This is a genomic window from Clostridium algoriphilum (genome assembly GCF_020443705.1).
In the GTDB taxonomy this organism is placed as follows: domain Bacteria; phylum Bacillota; class Clostridia; order Clostridiales; family Clostridiaceae; genus Clostridium_AD; species Clostridium_AD algoriphilum.
Genome location: NZ_JAIZZK010000009.1, coordinates 76,805 through 91,754, shown reverse-complemented (window position 1 = coordinate 91,754; position 14,950 = coordinate 76,805). Strand labels below are relative to the sequence as shown.

The window sequence follows — 14,950 nt, the reverse complement described above, 5'->3', positions numbered from 1 at the left end:
TACTTTAAAAGTACAATTAAATAACTAGCTAAACATATAAAAAATAATTTATAGTAAAAAATGGAGGAGTAAACATGAAAAAAAATATTGGTTTTATAGGACTAGGTATAATGGGAAAACCTATGACATTAAATCTCATCAAGGCTGGTCACAAATTAACTGTATTTGATATTAATAAAGAAGCGGTGAAATTAATGGTTAATGCAGGTGCTACTTCAGCTGAATCACCTAAAGATGTAGCAGAAAATAGTGATATCATTTTTACAATGCTTCCAAATTCTCAACATGTAAAAGAAGTAGTTTTAGGTGAAAATGGAATTACTCAAAGTGCCAAAAATGGAACTATTGTAATCGATATGAGTTCCATTACTCCAGTAGTTTCTAAGGAAATCGCCAGCGAAATAACTAAAATGGGACTAGAAATGTTAGATGCACCTGTAAGTGGAGGGGAACCGGGAGCTATAAACGGTAACTTATCAATTATGGTAGGAGGTAAGCCTGAGGTTTTTGAAAAGGTTAAAGATGTGCTTTATAATATGGGAACCTCTGTAATATTAGTTGGAGATAATGGTTGTGGTGTAACTGCAAAGTTAGCAAATCAAATTATTGTAAATTTAAACATTGCGGCAATGTCAGAAGCACTAGTACTCGCATCAAAAGCTGGAATTGATATTGAAAAGATGTACCAGGCAATAAGAGGAGGCCTTGCAGGAAGTGCTGTACTTGATGCAAAGGTTCCTTTGATTCTCGAAAGAAATTTTGTAGCTGGTGGTAAAATAGCTATCAATCTTAAGGATATAACAAATGTTATGGAAACTGCACATGCACTTGATGTTCCACTACCTCTATCCAGCCAGCTATTGGAGATATTCCATGCGCTTAAGGCAGATGGAAAAGCCAATGATGACCATGGTGGAATAGTACAATATTATGAAAAAATTGCTAAAGTTGAAGTAAGAAAGGGGTAATTATGAATATTAAAAAAATATTAGTAAAAGAGGCTTTCTCTAAAATACCAGCAGTAGATATAAATGTTGTAAACAAATTATATGAAAAAGAATTACTTGAACTTAATAAAAAAATAATAGTTCTTGATGATGACCCTACAGGTGTACAAACTGTTCATGATATTTCAGTTTACACTGATTGGTCAGTAGATAGCATAGAAAAGGGCTTTGCAGAAAAAAACTCCATGTTTTTCTTGCTAACAAACTCTAGAGGTTTTACAGCAAGTGAAACAGAAAAAGCACATAAAGAAATAGCTTTAAATGTTATTAAAGTGGCAAAAAAATATAATAAGGAATTCCTTATTATTAGTAGATCAGATTCAACGCTTAGAGGACATTACCCTCTTGAAACAAATGTATTAAGAGAAGTAATTGAATCAAATTCCGAGCTTATATTAGATGGTGAAGTATTATTACCCTTCTTTAAAGAAGGTGGCAGGTTTACAATTGACAATATCCACTATGTTCAATATGGAGAAGAATTGATACCTGCTGGCGAAACTGAATTCGCAAAGGACAGAACTTTTGGTTATACAAAGTCTCATTTAGGTGAATATGTTGAGGAAAAAACGAATGGTGAGTTTAAGGCTGAAAATATCACGTATATATCACTTGAAAGTATTAGGAATCTTGATATCGAAACTATTACAAAACAATTACTTGAAGTTAATAATTTTAATAAAGTAGTTGTAAATGCTGTAGACTATGTTGATGTAAAAATATTCTCTATTGCATTAATTAAAGCATTAAAAACAGGAAAGAATTTTATGTACAGAACTGCAGCTGCATTCACAAAAGTAATTGGTGGTGTAAGTGATAAGGGCTTACTTACTAGAGATGAACTTATTAAGAATGAATCTAATAATGGAGGATTAATAATAGTTGGTTCTCATGTTAAAAAGACTACTGAGCAGCTAGAAGAATTGAAGAAATGTAGTTTTCTACAATCTATTGAGCTTAACTGTCAGCTTGTATTAGAGCCTAAAAAATTTGAAGCTGAAGTGGATAGAGTTTTAGAAAATTGCGAGAGGCTTATAGGTTCTGGTAAAAGTGTAGCTGTTTACACTAGTAGAAAAAGGATAGATTTAGGACTAGATAAAAAAGAGGAAGAATTAAAACTTTCTATCAAAATATCAGATGCTGTAACAAGTATTGTCCAAAGATTAAAAATAAGACCTAAATATATTATTGCAAAGGGTGGTATTACCTCAAGCGACGTAGGAACAAAAGGTCTTAGTGTGCAAAGAGCAACCGTTATTGGTCAGATTAAGCCAGGCATACCTGTTTGGGCTACAGGAAATGAAAGTAAGTTCCCAGGATTATCATACGTTATATTTCCAGGTAATGTAGGAACTAAAACTACTTTAAAAGAAGCAGCTGAGATTTTAGATAAATAAAAAACGAAATTAAAAAGGTCATAGGAGGATAAAATGCTAGTTAATATGAAGGAAATTCTCCATTATGCAAAGCTGGGAAATTATGCTGTCGGTTCATTTAATATTTATAGTTATGAAACTATAAAAGGTGTATTGGACTCTGCTAGGCATCAGAATACTCCTGTAATTCTTGCATTTGGCGAAAAATATCTAGAAAATATGGATTTTGAATTAGTATATGGCTTGGTAAAAACATTATCAAAAGACATTAAAGTTCAAGTTGCTTTGCATCTGGATCACTGTAGCAATTTAGAGAATGTGTACAAAGCTATAAAGGCTGGTTTTACTTCAGTGATGTATGATGGCTCTTCACTACCGTATGAACAAAATGTTGCAAACACATTAAAAGTAGTTGAAGTTGCTCATTCATGTAATGTATCTGTAGAGGCTGAGTTGGGTTCTTTAGCAGCAGGAGTAAATTCACATGAAGGAAAATCTACTGATGAAGAAATTTATACAAACCCTCTTCAGGCTAAAGATTTCGTACAAAAAACCGAAGTAGATGTATTGGCTGTATCAATTGGTACAGTACATGGAATGTATAAGGGAATTCCGAACATAAGAATAGATATATTAAAGAAAATTTTCAAAGAATTGGACATCCCTCTTGCATTACATGGTGGTTCAGGAACACCTGAAGATGTGATTAGGAATTGTATTCAAAATGGGATTTGTAAAATAAATGTTAATACAGAGGTATCATCCTATACTGTTGATAAATTGAAAGAATTATTAAATGAAGGAAAGAGATATCACTTATCCCAAATTTCTTTGATGCAAATAACTTATGTTAAAGAAGTAGTTTGTAAGTACATGAAACTTTTTGAGTAAAATGGTTTTGTATATTTAGATTAGTATATAGTATTTAGAATAAAATGAGTTTTATAAAAATTTTATAATCCAAAAACAATATGGAATGACAAGTTATTATATTGAAAAATTTGCTTGCCGTTTCATATACCTTACAATTTATCGACTTAAGTAAATTAACGTATTTTTAACTAATCCATAGAATTTTAGGTTAGCTCAATTTAGTATATAACTCCTGAAAACGATAACAATATCAACAAAAGCAATTTTATGTAAGTAAATAATTATTAATAATTAGGAGGTTAAAATATGCCACTAATAATAATTGGTATAGGCGTAGTATTATTACTTGTGTTAATGGTAGTCTTTAAGGTAAACGGATTTATTTCTTTGGTTTTGGTTTCTATTACAGTTGCAATTATGGAAGGAATGCCTGCAGTAGAAGCTATAGCATCTGTTAAAGCTGGGCTAGGGGGTACCTTAGGAAATCTGGCACTAGTTTTAGGCTTCGGAGCAATGCTCGGGAAGCTTATGGCTGACTGTGGAGGAGCTCAAAGAATTGCTACAACACTAATACGAGTGTTTGGAAAGAATAGAGTTCAATTAGCAGCTGTTATAACAGGTTTTATAGTAGGAATGGCACTTTTTTATGAAACAGGCTTTATTATATTAATACCATTGGTATTTACTATAGCCTTAGAAGCTGAGGTTCCCGTTCTTTATGTAGGTATCCCATTAGTTTCAGCATTAATAACAGCTCATGGATTTTTACCACCTCACCCTGGCCCAACAGCAATTGCTGGTATATACAATGCAAGTTTAGGAAAAACACTATTGTATGGGATACCAGTAGCAATACCAGCTGTTATCTTAGGTGGAACTGTTTTTACTAAATTTTTCAAAAAAGATTACTTAAATTGTGACATTCCAAAGGCGCTTTTTAACCCAAGACACTTTACAGAAGAAGAAATGCCTGGGTTTGGTATCAGTATATTTACAGCAACTATTCCGGTAATTTTGATGTCAATTCAAGCTATTATTGAAATTTCTTCCCCAAAGTCATCTCTACTTCCATATGCTAATTTCTTTGGGGACCCTGCAATAGCACTTTTGATTTCTGTACTAGTTGCTATATTCACTTTTGGAATCAATAGGGGTAAGAAAATCCAGGAAGTTATGAATTCTATTACAGCCTCAATAGCTTCAATAGGAATGATATTATTAATTATTGGTGGAGGCGGTGCCTTTAAACAGGTAATTATAGACAGTGGGGTAGATATATATATTGCCCATATGATGCAGGGAACTAACCTTTCACCATTATTACTAGCTTGGCTCATAGCAGCTGTTTTGAGAGTATCTCTTGGTTCTGCTACTGTAGCAGGTATGACAGCAGCAGGTATTGCAGGACCGCTTATAGGAATTACTGGTGTATGTCCAGAGCTTATGGTTATTGCAACCGGAGCAGGAAGCTTAATATTCTCACATGTTAACGATGCAGGCTTCTGGATATTTAAAGAGTATTTTAATCTTTCAATAGGTAAAACACTCAAAACGTGGACAGTAATGGTTACGATTGTTTCATTCATAGGACTAGCTGGTGTATTAATTATAAATGCGTTTATAGCATAATTAAATAATTGGTGTATATAGTTTTAATAAATTATATACACCAATTGTTTTTCATGAGGTTTATAATATAATTAAAATTATTAAATTTAAAGTTAGCTATAATTTAAGATATAAAAGGAGGAGTTACAAATGCTTAAATATAAATGGTGTGTATGTGATATGGATGGAACATTGTTTAATTCTTCAGATGTCATATCAAAAGAAAATGAAACAGCCTTAAAAAAACTTCAACAAAGTGGATTAGAAGTAATTATTGCTTCGGGAAGAGTTGATCTAATGTTAAAGCCTTTTATAAAACAGTTAGATTTAAAAGGATATGTTATATCTTGTAATGGTGGCTTAATTAGAGATATAGAAACAGGAAACATACTTTATTCAAAGGTAATGGACAAAATTAGCGTAAGAAAAATCATAACTTATTGTATTGAATATAATATACATTTTTTAATATATACTACTGATGTGGTATTTTCGAACAAAAATAACCCTAGGGCCGCTAAATTTGAAAATCTTAATAAGATGCTACCAAACAATTTACAAGTACCTATTAAGTATGTAGATAATAAAATAATAGAAAATATTGATGACATAAATGCCATAAAAATTTTATTAGTATGTAGTGATCATGAACATGTAAAATCTTTAGAAGAACATTTTTCAAGTTTTGATGATCTTACGGCATTGAGTTCGATGGGCGGACTTCTAGATATAATGGCTTCTAATATTTCTAAAGGTAGGGCACTAAAAATCTTATCAGAGAAATTAGATGTAGACCTAACTAAGGTTATTGCTTTTGGGGATAATTACAATGATATAGATATGTTTCAACGCGTTGGCATGCCTATAGCAATGGGAAATTCTGTAGAGGAACTTAAAACATATGCAAAGTATATAACGAGGTCAAATGATGAGTCTGGTATAGCCTATGCAATAAATAATTTCATATGGTCTTAAGATATTATCAACATAAAACATATAGTCCTTTCTAGTCTTTTTATCAATACATACATGAAAGTAGACTCACAACAATATTTTGTGAGTGAAAATGTAATTTAAATTAAAAATTTTGAATATTCCTTTTAAAATTAAAAATTTGACTAGGTTTCACAATTACCAAAACCGTTCCTAATGTTATAATCACACTACCTACAATTAATTCACTTGTAATGGGAGTATGAAATATCAACGTATGAAATACAATCGTCCATAAAGCATATGTTATGTTTAAAGCGGTTCCTTTAGCAGCTCCTATTAAATAAATCGTTTTATAGTAAAATATAAAAGATGTTGTTGCAACAAGCGCTGACAATACAAGTAACCAAATAGTATTACTGGCAAGTACTTCTCCTGTTAAAAAGTGTCCTTTCAGGATTGGTACTATAATTGCTCCATAAACTATGGCAGAAATTATGTACCTTATATTTAAGGCTTCTATAGGTCCTATATCATCCTTCATGCCATAAGCACATATTACGCTTTCAGATGCCCACCCCACAACTGCTCCTAGAGCAAAAAGTACTCCTATGATAAAAGTGCCTTTATTTACTGTTCCACCACCGAAATATCCTAGGACAAATACACCTAGCACACTTAACCCTATCCCCATCCAAGTGCTCTTTTCAATTTTTTCTTTTAAAAGTATAAAAGCAAGAACAGCTCCTATTGCTGGATAAACGGCTGAAATATTCGCAGTATATGCAGGTCCTATATACCTCATACTGAACATATAACAAGTCATACCTAAAGGACCTCCAAACAAAGCACCTATAGCTATAAATAACCCACCTTTTGTCTTAAATCCTTTTAAGACAGATTTAAAGTTTCCTCGACTAATATTTATTATGCTCATATATATAGCTGAAAGACCATCTTTTAAAAATGCAGCAACAAATGGAGCTAGAAATATTATGTTATCATTCTGTGAAAATAATGATGCCGCTAAAATTATTCCTATTATAACAGCATCTAATCCCCATGCTAAACCAGAACCAATACCCAGTATACAACCTACTTTGGAATTATTTGAATTGCTCATTCTACACCTCTTAAATTTTTGATAATAAATTTATAGAATAAATGGAGTAAGTTAATCTTTCACTAACCTAGTAGATAGGTCAAATAAATCGAGTGTAATTTCAGTCTGTTATTGACTAATATATATTATATATATGCCTATACTCTCAAAACTATTTTATTAAATATAAAAAAATTCAAGCTAAATTTCTCTAACCTCAGCCCCACTATTCTATTGCAATAAAAAAAGAAGGTAATATTTACCTTCTTCATGTTTACTCTATAAAACCTGTGCTATAAATAATATTCAAGTCCCAAAGACATATATTTGGGTTGCAGAGAATTACTATATTATACGTATGGTACTCTTATACAAGTTTCTCAAATTGATAGTTTGAAATCAAAATAAAGAACATAAACAAAAACTCATTTCACAAGTTTTTGTTTATGTTCTTATATGATGAAATCTTCTTTAGAGTTCGCCGGTTAAAAACTGTGCTTTCCCAAACCCAAAACTCCAATCTTCGCCTTCATTCACAACCATTGAAACCATAATATCTGCTGGGTCAATATTGCATTCTTGTTTTAAAGCAAGCACTAACTTTTCATAAAAAATTTCTTTTTTTTCATGTGTGCGTTGACGAGTAGTAATAGTAATAACAATCACACTTTTAGAACGCTTAAACCCTAAGCCTGTATCTTTAATAATCATTTCATAAGGGTGATGTTGGTGAACAATTTGATAACGATCACCTTCTGGGACTTGAAAAGCATCGACAATTACTCGATGTGAGATATCTAGTATCTTTGTAACCTCTGTTTCTGTTCTTCCTTCAATCATATCAAAACGAATTAATGGCATTTAAAACCCTCCTATTATTAAAATCTAATTAGTAATTTTTATTTTGAACATTCAATTATAGTATTATGATCAGAGCAATAATCAACATATTCACTAGATAAGCATTCATTAGTTATAATTCTTTTGACATCCGTTAATTCAGCATAGGTCAAGAGTGTTGATTTTCCAAATTTCGAGGAATCTGCTAATAAATATAATTCACCTGCTCTTTTAGCAACATGTTTTTTTATTTCTGTTTCTAAGATATCTGAATTTGTTAATCCATGTTTAATAGATACTCCCGTTGCTGACATAAATGCCTTATTAATATTATACCGATTAATAGTATCATCTTCGTCAATACCAACAAATGATTGAGTGCCTCTTTTGTAAGTATGCCCAACTATTATTAATTGAATATTATTTAAACCAGCTACAGCATTTATAATGTCTAAACTATTAGTTAAAACAGTAAAGCTCTTATTATTGTCTATTACTTCTAACATTTGGCGCGTAGTAGTCCCCGAATCGATAAAAACTAAGTCATTTTCTTCAATAAAGGAGGCTGCAACATGAGCAATGTTTTGTTTTTTTTCTTGATTTTGGATTGTTCTATTTTCAAAAGGTATTAAAGAAGTCTTATTAGCTAAAACACCTCCATATACTTTTTTTAAATTACCGTTTTCTTCCAAATAGTTGACATCACGACGGATAGTGTTTTTTGAAACACTAAAAGTTTCACAAAGTTCGTCTAAAGAAACACTCCCATTTTGGTATATATATCGCTCAATCTTCTGAATTCTTTTTAATTTCATTTGTGAGCTCCCCTTACGTTTATAGTTTATCAATTAATGTAATTATAGCACATATCCAAAACATAATCAACATATCATCACTTTCATTGTAATTATTGTAAATTAAATTTAATATTTCAATATATAACCAAAATTAAATTGACTAATGATTATATTAATACTATAATATAATCAATACCTTATCAAATAGATGTTTTTGGATATATTTATACAAAAATATCTTTATTTTGAGACTATTTTGTAAACGTTATTTTTCATTTATGAAAACATGAAACTTTGAATAATTAATTGTGGCATCTTACAGTCCCTTGATTACAAGATTTTGCAATTACTTATAGAAGATAAGTATTAAGGAGGAATAGAAAATGACAAATATTAATGTAGGAATTGTAGGGTTAGGAAGATTAGGAAAAATACATGCTTCAAATTTATCAAAACAAATACCTGGGTGCACTCTTGTAGCTGCTTGTAGTTTATTCGCAGAAGAATTGGATTTTGCAGTAAATAATCTTGGGGTAACAGAAACTTATAAAACATACGAAGAAATGATTGAAAGTCCAAATCTAAATGCAGTATGCATTGTCTCGCCTTCAGGCTTCCATTGCAAACAGATTAGACAAGCTATGGATAAAAACTTACATGTATTCAGTGAGAAACCAATAGGATTAGATATTGAAGATATTGAAGAAACACAAAGAGTTATTGAAGCTCATCCACATCAAGTTTTCATGTTAGGGTTTATGAGACGTTATGACGAATCCTATAAATATGCTAAGCAAATGGTTGATGATGGAGAATTAGGAGAATTGACTATTGTTCGTAGTTATGGCATAGATCCAAGTGAAGGAATGGAAAGCTTTGTCAAATTCGCAGGTAATAGTAATAGTGGTGGTTTATTTGCAGATATGTCTATCCATGATATTGATTTAGTGAGATGGTTTACAAAAAAAGAGATCTCTAAAGTTTGGGCAATGGGGAAAAACGCAGCTTATCCGGAACTTGATAAAGTAAATGAGTTAGAAACTGGAGCCGCAATGCTGCAATTAGAAGACAAAACTATGGCGATTTTAGTAGCAGGCCGAAATTGCCTTCATGGTTATCATGTAGAGACAGAGCTAATTGGAACGAAAGGAATGCTACGCATTGCAACAGTTCCTGAAAAGAATTTAGTAACAGTAATGAATGAACATGGCGTCATTAGACCTTGTTCTCAAAACTTTCCAGAACGATTCAAACAAGCATTTGTTAATGAGCTAAAAGAATTCATTCTATGTATACAAGAAAAACGTCAACCGGAAGTTCGAGCATTTGATGGATTACAAGCTACAAAAGTTGCACTTGCTTGTAAAAAATCTTGTGAAACTAACGAATTAATTGAAATCAAATAAAAGAAAACACATTAAAGCGATGGTGTGTATAATAATATTATTATAAAATGAGACTACTGTAAAATTGTAGCAAACTAAAAAGCACTTAGATTTAAGTGCTTTTTAGTTTGTGGTACCGCAATCAAAACGTTCCTTCGTTATCAATGGTTTACCTTGTAAAAATGATAAACAAGACTTTCGAAACATCATTCAGATACACTAAAATTAATTTTATTCTCTTCAAAAAATTCTATATATTTTTCAGACGGTTTTTTATCGGTTATAAGATGATCAATATCGCTTAATTGACAATACGTCATAAGTGTTGAAACATCAAATTTAGAAGAATCTACTAATAAGAATAGCTCATTAGTCTTTTCCACTATAATTTTTTTAAGTTTATATTCTAATGACGAAGAATTTGTAGCCCCATTAGATATAGAAACACCTGTAGCAGCCATAAATGCTTTATTTACATTATAGTCTTTTAATATCGCAAGAGCATGTATTACCTCAAAAGAATTTGTCTTTCTTATTAATCTTCCCCCTGTACAAATAACGTTTAAATTTGGATAAGGGAGTGCATTTACTATAACATTCAAATTATTAGTAAGTATAGTTACATCATTTTTGTTTTTTAAGAAGTCTATCATATTAAGTGTTGTTGTACCAGAATCTATGAATATAACATCTCCATCATTAACAAAGCCAGATGCAACTTTAGCTATTTCCATTTTTTTATAATTATTTTTACTGTTTCTTTCTTCGAAAGGAATTAAGGATTTAATAACAGCTGTTACTCCACCATAAACCTTTTTTACGGTTCCTTTTTTTACAAGTTCATTTATATCTCGACGAATTGTGTTTTTAGAAATTTTAAAAACATCACACAATGAATCTAAAGGGACTGATTCGTTGCTTAGTATATATTCCTCAATTTCTTTAATTCTATTAGTTTTCATAATTAATTATCCTTTCTTCATAATTTATAGGTAACTTATAAATAAACTACGAATATATATTACACAACCTATAATATCTTTGTTTTTAAACTTTTTAGTATATGGTAATCGTTTTCTCGGGATTAATAAATTCAACTTATACATATAATTTGTGTAATGATTTGACTGTAATTTCTGTATTTAAGTCAAAACAGTTAATAACATTCCCTTATTTGTTATAAGTGAATCACTACGACAAATAGAAAGCAAAAGATGATGTTCTTCTTCAATACAATTATACCAAAAAATAATGCTGAAAAACAGTTTAAATTTACTAATAATATGCTCTTTAATAAAAATAAAATTAATTTCCGTTTAAAATGAGCTCCACTAATATTGAAACATATTAGTGAAGCTCATTATTCATCATTAATTTAGATTCTCAAACTTATTAATGGCTTAATTTTAATGTTTAATTTGTTGCTGTATAATTTATAATATTATTTAATTCTCCTCTTTCTTTTTATCTAGCAAGTCCTAATGGTGAAAATAATATATACATTCCGATCATACAAATTACAACAAATGCTCCAATATACTTTCCATATTTCCATGGTGTCAAATCCACTTTATTTTCATTATCTTGAATTTTAAATGGTATTTCCATCGGTTTTAATTTACCAATTAATAGCATTAATAAAACATCCAAGAAGAATAGACCACTTAATACGTATAAAAAATTAATATCGGCAAATAAGAATTTAGACAGCATATATGCTACAATATGAAAAATCATTGTTACTTTTGCGGCTAAAGCCGGAACACGTTTTGTATAGAATCCAAGTAGAATAATTGCTAATAATGGCATATTATAAAAGCCATTGTATTCTTGAAGGAATGTGTACAATCCTGCTGGCGCATAAGCAATAAGCGGGGCAACAACTACTGAAACTATTGCTACAAACGTTGTCACTAATTTCCCAACTCTAACAACTTCTTTGTCAGAAGCCTTAGGACGAAACACTGGTTTATAGAAATCTAATGCGAATAGGGTTGAAGTACTATTCAAAGCTCCTGCGAAAGAACTTAATATAGCTCCAAAAATTACTGCTCCAAAAATACCATAAGCCCATGTTGGAAGTACTGCTGTGACTAATGATGGGTATGCATCATCAGCTATTTTTAGTGTGTTTCCAAACATATTATATGCAATAATCCCTGGAAAAACTAAGAATAAAGCTCCGAATATTTTGAAAAAGCCTACATATAACGCACCCTTTTGTGCTTCTTTAAGATTTTTCCCGGCTAATGCCTTTTGAACAATCATTTGGTTAGTACACCAATAAAATAGATTATTGAAAAACATCCCTAAGAATAATGTTGGCCAAGGAATTAATTTTGAGTCAAGTGATCCGATAGCGTTTAATTTCTCTGGAGTATGCGAAATTATTACTCCAAGTCCCCCACTGAAACTACCATTACCTAACATTATTAATCCTAAAATCGGTATTGAAATACCTCCAACAATTAAACCAACACCATAAATTGTATCACTAAAAGCACTTAAAGATATTCCTCCAATTAATACATACAATAGTCCAACCAAACCGATAAATGCCGCTACAACTATAATTGCAACTTGGCCATCTACATTTAATAATCTATCTATATGGAAAAGTTTATTAAATACTAACGCCCCTGAAAACAATACTACTGGTAAAAAAGTAACGGTGTAACTTACTAAAAACAAAAATGATATAATTCTCTTAGTTGTTGTATCATAACGAATTTCAATAAAATCAGAAATAGTACTAATTCCATGTTTTAAGTACTTAGGTAAGAAAACAAATGCTAATAATACACAAGCAAAAGCAGCTGTAACTTCCCAAGCCATTACCTCCATTCCAGCCACGTAACTTTGACCATTTTGTCCAACAATTTGTTCAGTAGATAAATTTGTCATTAGAATTGTTCCGGCAATTGTAATTCCTGTTAGGCTTCGTCCTCCAAGAAAGTAACCCTCTGCATCACATTTGTTAATTGCTTGTGATTTTTTCCAAGCAATAAACCATACAGTTGCAACTATAGCTATAAATGTAATTATCGAAAAAAGATTCATTAACTCACCGCCCTTTTTATAATAGGATTATAATCCGCACACCTCTTTAATATATTTTCTTGCTTTAACTGCATATTCAAATGGATTTGCCTTTGCTGGATCTTGCTCTGCTTCCACTAGTAGCCAGCCCTCATAATTATTATCTGCCAAGATCTTGAGTATTGGATTAAAATCTATGCTTCCATCACCGGGTACTGTAAAAGCTCCTAATCTAACGCCATTTAAGAAACTAAGCTTTTCAGCTTTAACCTTTTTTGCTATCTCCGGTCTAACGTCTTTTAGATGAACATGCTTAATTCTATTAATATACTTTTTAAGTATTGCTATATGATCTTCACCTGAGTATACTAAATGACCTGAATCAAACAACAAGTAAACTAGATTTTCATCAGTAATGCTCATAAGCTTGTCTATCTCTTCTGTCGTTTGTACACCTGTTCCCATATGGTGATGGTAAACGAGTTTCATTCCTTTATCTTGAGCTAACTTTCCTAACTTGTTTAATCCACTTCCAAGTAGTTCCCATTCTTCCTCATTAAAATAGTACTTTCCATCAAATACTGGTGTATCTAATTCGCCTTGTATACTGTGTCCTTGTTCAGCCACAACGATTACATTAGCTCCCAAAGCATATAGAAAATCTCTATGCTTAATAAATTCCGCTTGAGTTTCTTCATATGGTTTCGTGGTTAAGAATGAACTAAACCAAGCACTTGCAATTTCCAAACCTCTAAGTTCTAAAGCCTTCTTTAAAACGTTAACATCCTTTGGATATTTGTTTCCTACTTCAGTTCCCTTAAAGCCAGCTAATGCTGCTTCGCTCAAGCACTGATCAAAAGTGTTTTCTTTTCCTAAATCTGGCATGTCATCATTTGTCCATGCAATTGGAGCAATACCTAATTTAACTTTTTTACTATTCAACATAATTAATACCCCCTACAATTAAAATTTAATTTCAGATAATTTAACTGGTCTATTCTCATGTAATGATTTTGTAGCAGCTTCACCAATTAATACAGCTTGTAAACCATCTTCTGCATTTACAGGTGTAGGTGTATTATTTACAATTGCTTCAACAAATTCTGTTATTTCTTCAGCATAAGCTTGCATATATCTTTCTAAGAAGAAGAATAATGGTTTTTCTCCTGTAACACCATTTTCATTTGATATTACTGCTGTTGAAGTGCTGTCATTTGCTACTGCAACTTGACCTAATGATCCAAACACTTCAGCCCTTTGATCATATCCATAAGCTGACTGCCTTGAATTATCAATTACTGCTAAAGTTCCGTTTTTCATCTTTAATGTTATAATTGCTGTATCAATGTCCCCAGCTTCGCCTATAGCTTTATCAACCAATACAGTACCAGCTGCGTAAACCTCTTCAACTTCACTATCTAAAAGATATCTAGCCATATCAAAATCATGAATTGTCATATCTAAGAACATACCACCTGAAACCTTTACATAATCTATTGAAGGTGGTTCTGGATCTCTTGAAGTTATTTTCAAAATATGAGGTTCTCCAATTTTTCCAGCAACAACCGCATTCTTAACTGATTTAAAGTTATGGTCAAATCTTCTATTAAAACCTACTTGATACTTAACCTTAGATTTACCTAATTCATTAATGACTTCTTTTATTCTAGTTAAATCATGATCAATTGGTTTTTCACAGAAAACACTTTTTCCTGCTCTTATTGCTTCTATTGAAATTGGTGAGTGTGTATCTGTTGAAGAGCAAATTAATACTGCATCTATTTCTGGATCTTCTAATATTTTTTTATAGTCACTATATACCTCAAGTATTCCCTTACTCTTTGCCCATTCTCTTGTAGCATCGTTTAAGTATGCATCAGCAATTGATTTAATTTCAGCATTTTTAACATATTTTGATATACTTTCTCCATGTACCTTTCCAATTCTTCCTACACCAATAATTCCAACTTTTAACATAATAGCATCTCCT

At 31.3% G+C, this 14,950-nt stretch carries 13 protein-coding genes; 6 read left to right on the top strand and 7 right to left on the bottom strand.

Going from position 1 to position 14,950, the window contains the following annotated elements; all coding sequences use genetic code 11:
- Positions 1 to 74 precede the first annotated feature (74 nt).
- The 5 genes from garR to LGK95_RS09045 all read left to right on the top strand — a co-directional run bounded on the left by garR (position 75) and on the right by LGK95_RS09045 (position 5,839).
- On the top strand, positions 75 to 968 hold the full coding sequence (garR, locus tag LGK95_RS09065; protein WP_226124284.1) for a 2-hydroxy-3-oxopropionate reductase: 894 nt from the start codon (positions 75 to 77) through the stop codon (positions 966 to 968).
- A 2-nt stretch (positions 969 to 970) separates the two neighbouring features.
- Positions 971 to 2,404 carry a four-carbon acid sugar kinase family protein gene (locus LGK95_RS09060; protein WP_226124282.1) on the top strand — a complete coding sequence of 478 codons (1,434 nt, stop codon included), beginning with the start codon at positions 971 to 973 and terminating at the stop codon, positions 2,402 to 2,404.
- Between the two features lie 33 nt (positions 2,405 to 2,437).
- Positions 2,438 to 3,274 (top strand): class II fructose-bisphosphate aldolase, encoded by an 837-nt coding sequence (locus LGK95_RS09055; RefSeq protein ID WP_226124280.1) that lies wholly within the window; start codon positions 2,438 to 2,440, stop codon positions 3,272 to 3,274.
- Positions 3,275 to 3,562: 288 nt separating this feature from the next.
- Positions 3,563 to 4,885: a gluconate:H+ symporter gene (locus tag LGK95_RS09050; protein WP_226124279.1), complete on the top strand. Its 1,323-nt coding sequence runs from the start codon at positions 3,563 to 3,565 to the stop codon at positions 4,883 to 4,885.
- Between the two features lie 129 nt (positions 4,886 to 5,014).
- Positions 5,015 to 5,839: an HAD family hydrolase gene (locus LGK95_RS09045; protein WP_226124277.1), complete on the top strand. Its 825-nt coding sequence runs from the start codon at positions 5,015 to 5,017 to the stop codon at positions 5,837 to 5,839.
- 103 nt (positions 5,840 to 5,942) lie between these two features.
- On the opposite strand, the gene LGK95_RS09040 is transcribed toward LGK95_RS09045, so the two are convergent.
- The 3 genes from LGK95_RS09040 to LGK95_RS09030 form a co-directional block, all read right to left on the bottom strand.
- Positions 5,943 to 6,920 (bottom strand): DMT family transporter, encoded by a 978-nt coding sequence (locus LGK95_RS09040; RefSeq protein WP_226124275.1) that lies wholly within the window; start codon positions 6,918 to 6,920, stop codon positions 5,943 to 5,945.
- A 450-nt stretch (positions 6,921 to 7,370) separates the two neighbouring features.
- Positions 7,371 to 7,760, bottom strand: a complete 390-nt coding sequence (locus LGK95_RS09035) for a tautomerase family protein (protein ID WP_226124273.1) — start codon at positions 7,758 to 7,760, stop codon at positions 7,371 to 7,373.
- Between the two features lie 38 nt (positions 7,761 to 7,798).
- The gene (locus LGK95_RS09030) at positions 7,799 to 8,554 is read right to left on the bottom strand and encodes a DeoR/GlpR family DNA-binding transcription regulator (RefSeq protein ID WP_226124271.1); all 756 of its coding nucleotides are present in this window, start codon (positions 8,552 to 8,554) and stop codon (positions 7,799 to 7,801) included.
- A gap of 365 nt (positions 8,555 to 8,919) precedes the next feature.
- Between LGK95_RS09030 and iolG (LGK95_RS09025) the strand changes: the two genes are divergently transcribed.
- Positions 8,920 to 9,942 carry an inositol 2-dehydrogenase gene (gene iolG / locus LGK95_RS09025; protein ID WP_226124268.1) on the top strand — a complete coding sequence of 341 codons (1,023 nt, stop codon included), beginning with the start codon at positions 8,920 to 8,922 and terminating at the stop codon, positions 9,940 to 9,942.
- A 185-nt stretch (positions 9,943 to 10,127) separates the two neighbouring features.
- On the opposite strand, the gene LGK95_RS09020 is transcribed toward iolG (LGK95_RS09025), so the two are convergent.
- From LGK95_RS09020 to iolG (LGK95_RS09005), 4 genes are all read right to left on the bottom strand, one after another.
- Positions 10,128 to 10,883, bottom strand: coding sequence for a DeoR/GlpR family DNA-binding transcription regulator (locus LGK95_RS09020; protein ID WP_226124266.1), 756 nt, complete (start codon positions 10,881 to 10,883; stop codon positions 10,128 to 10,130).
- Between the two features lie 502 nt (positions 10,884 to 11,385).
- Entirely contained in the window at positions 11,386 to 12,981 is a 1,596-nt protein-coding gene (locus LGK95_RS09015) for a solute:sodium symporter family transporter (protein ID WP_226124264.1), read from the bottom strand.
- A gap of 27 nt (positions 12,982 to 13,008) precedes the next feature.
- Positions 13,009 to 13,905, bottom strand: coding sequence for a myo-inosose-2 dehydratase (gene iolE, locus LGK95_RS09010; protein ID WP_226124262.1), 897 nt, complete (start codon positions 13,903 to 13,905; stop codon positions 13,009 to 13,011).
- An 18-nt stretch (positions 13,906 to 13,923) separates the two neighbouring features.
- The gene (iolG, locus tag LGK95_RS09005; protein WP_226124260.1) at positions 13,924 to 14,937 is read right to left on the bottom strand and encodes an inositol 2-dehydrogenase; all 1,014 of its coding nucleotides are present in this window, start codon (positions 14,935 to 14,937) and stop codon (positions 13,924 to 13,926) included.
- Positions 14,938 to 14,950 lie beyond the last annotated feature (13 nt).

Bases quoted from the DNA above. Each gene is read 5' to 3' on its own strand.
- garR (WP_226124284.1), top strand. From the start codon at position 75: ATGAAAAAAAATATTGGTTTTATAGGACTAGGTATAATGGGAAAACCT.
- LGK95_RS09060 (WP_226124282.1), top strand. From the start codon at position 971: ATGAATATTAAAAAAATATTAGTAAAAGAGGCTTTCTCTAAAATACCA.
- LGK95_RS09055 (WP_226124280.1), top strand. From the start codon at position 2,438: ATGCTAGTTAATATGAAGGAAATTCTCCATTATGCAAAGCTGGGAAAT.
- LGK95_RS09050 (WP_226124279.1), top strand. From the start codon at position 3,563: ATGCCACTAATAATAATTGGTATAGGCGTAGTATTATTACTTGTGTTA.
- LGK95_RS09045 (WP_226124277.1), top strand. From the start codon at position 5,015: ATGCTTAAATATAAATGGTGTGTATGTGATATGGATGGAACATTGTTT.
- LGK95_RS09040 (WP_226124275.1), bottom strand. From the start codon at position 6,920: ATGAGCAATTCAAATAATTCCAAAGTAGGTTGTATACTGGGTATTGGT.
- LGK95_RS09035 (WP_226124273.1), bottom strand. From the start codon at position 7,760: ATGCCATTAATTCGTTTTGATATGATTGAAGGAAGAACAGAAACAGAG.
- LGK95_RS09030 (WP_226124271.1), bottom strand. From the start codon at position 8,554: ATGAAATTAAAAAGAATTCAGAAGATTGAGCGATATATATACCAAAAT.
- iolG (WP_226124268.1), top strand. From the start codon at position 8,920: ATGACAAATATTAATGTAGGAATTGTAGGGTTAGGAAGATTAGGAAAA.
- LGK95_RS09020 (WP_226124266.1), bottom strand. From the start codon at position 10,883: ATGAAAACTAATAGAATTAAAGAAATTGAGGAATATATACTAAGCAAC.
- LGK95_RS09015 (WP_226124264.1), bottom strand. From the start codon at position 12,981: ATGAATCTTTTTTCGATAATTACATTTATAGCTATAGTTGCAACTGTA.
- iolE (WP_226124262.1), bottom strand. From the start codon at position 13,905: ATGTTGAATAGTAAAAAAGTTAAATTAGGTATTGCTCCAATTGCATGG.
- iolG (WP_226124260.1), bottom strand. From the start codon at position 14,937: ATGTTAAAAGTTGGAATTATTGGTGTAGGAAGAATTGGAAAGGTACAT.